Source organism: Sinomicrobium oceani (genome assembly GCF_900119185.1).
GTDB classification, from domain to species: domain Bacteria; phylum Bacteroidota; class Bacteroidia; order Flavobacteriales; family Flavobacteriaceae; genus Sinomicrobium; species Sinomicrobium oceani.
The window spans coordinates 1-1333 of record NZ_FPJE01000057.1 but is presented as its reverse complement, the minus strand read 5'-3'; the positions used below and the strand labels follow the sequence as shown (position 1 = coordinate 1333).

Sequence of the window (1333 nt, the reverse complement as noted above, 5' to 3'; positions counted from 1 at the left end):
GGGTCTGTAAATTAAACTCTGTCTGATTGTTCTCCCCTTCGGGGGGTACCCCCCGAAGGGGAGGCCGCTAAATCCAAGGGAATCCGGTTCCCAAATTTAATGTATAATTGCTGGATGGTCAAACTCCAATTTTGCAAGGGGCTGGTCCATTTCTTCTCGATATTTTTGGTGGCCAGGTACACCAGCTTTAGCAAGGCCATATCGTTGGTAAAGGCTCCTTTGGTCTTGGTCACCTTACGCACCTGGCGGTGGAAGCCCTCTACGGCATTGGTGGTGTAAATGATCTTGCGAATCGGTTCGGTGTACTCAAAATACTGTGAAAGTTCTTCCCAATTACGTTGCCAGCTCGCGATCACTACAGGATATTTTTGACCCCATTTTTCTTCCAGGTTCAACAGTTCGTCTTCGGCCACCTGTTTATTGGTGGCCCGGTAAACCCGCTTTAAGTCTTTTAAAAATTCCTTTTGATCTTTGGAAGCGATATACTTCAAGGAATTACGGATCTGGTGTACAATACATTTTTGCACCTGGGTCTTGGGGAAAACGCTCAAAATCGCTTCTGTAAAACCTTTAAGGTTATCCGTGCAGGCGATCAGGATATCTTCCAATCCACGCTGTTGTAAATCCGTGAGTACCTGAAGCCAGAAGTTGGCCCCTTCACTCTCAGAGATATACATCCCCAGCACTTCTTTATAACCTTCTTTGTTGACTCCAAGGATATTGTATAATGCCTTGTGCTCGATGCGTCCATCTACCTTAACCTTGTAGTGCATGGCATCTAACCATACGATGCAATACATGGGCTCTAAAGGGCGGTTTTGCCAGGCTTTAACCTCCGGTATGATCCTATCGGTAATTTGGCTTAATACCGTATGAGAGATATCGGTATCGTACATCTCTTTGATGTGGGCAGAGATGTCCCGGTAACTCATCCCAAGGCCGTAAAGCCCTATGATTTTATCGGAGAGTTGATCGGCAAGAATGGTCTGACGCTTCTTCACAAGGGCAGGCTCAAAGCTACTTTGTCGATCTTCGGGGGTATCGATATCAAAACTGCCAAAACGGCTTTTAAGCGTCTTTTTCCCCTTGCCATTGCGCTTATTGCCTTTGGTACGCTCCTGATCATCCAGATGGGCATCCATCTCTGCTTCCAGGGCCTTCTCGATCACGTTCTTTAACATCGGGGCTAAGGCGCCGCCTTCCCCGAAGAGGTTCTTCCCCGACATAAACTGTTCAAGGATCTTTTTCTCTAAATCTGATTGTGCTTCGTTGCTCATAATTACTATCTGAATAAAATTAATAATTTAAATCTATTCAGACAGAGTTCAGTTTA

Annotated in this window: 1 protein-coding gene; it reads right to left on the bottom strand. The window is 45.5% G+C overall.

All coding sequences use genetic code 11. The features are described from left to right. Positions 1 to 11: 11 nt before the first annotated feature. Complete coding sequence (locus tag BT112_RS21445) at positions 12 to 1277, bottom strand: IS256 family transposase (RefSeq protein ID WP_072319486.1); 1266 nt, start codon at positions 1275 to 1277, stop codon at positions 12 to 14. Between the last annotated feature and the right edge of the window lie 56 nt (positions 1278 to 1333).

Excerpts from the sequence above, each read along its gene's own strand:
- BT112_RS21445 (WP_072319486.1), bottom strand. The coding sequence starts at position 1,277 with ATGAGCAACGAAGCACAATCAGATTTAGAGAAAAAGATCCTTGAACAG.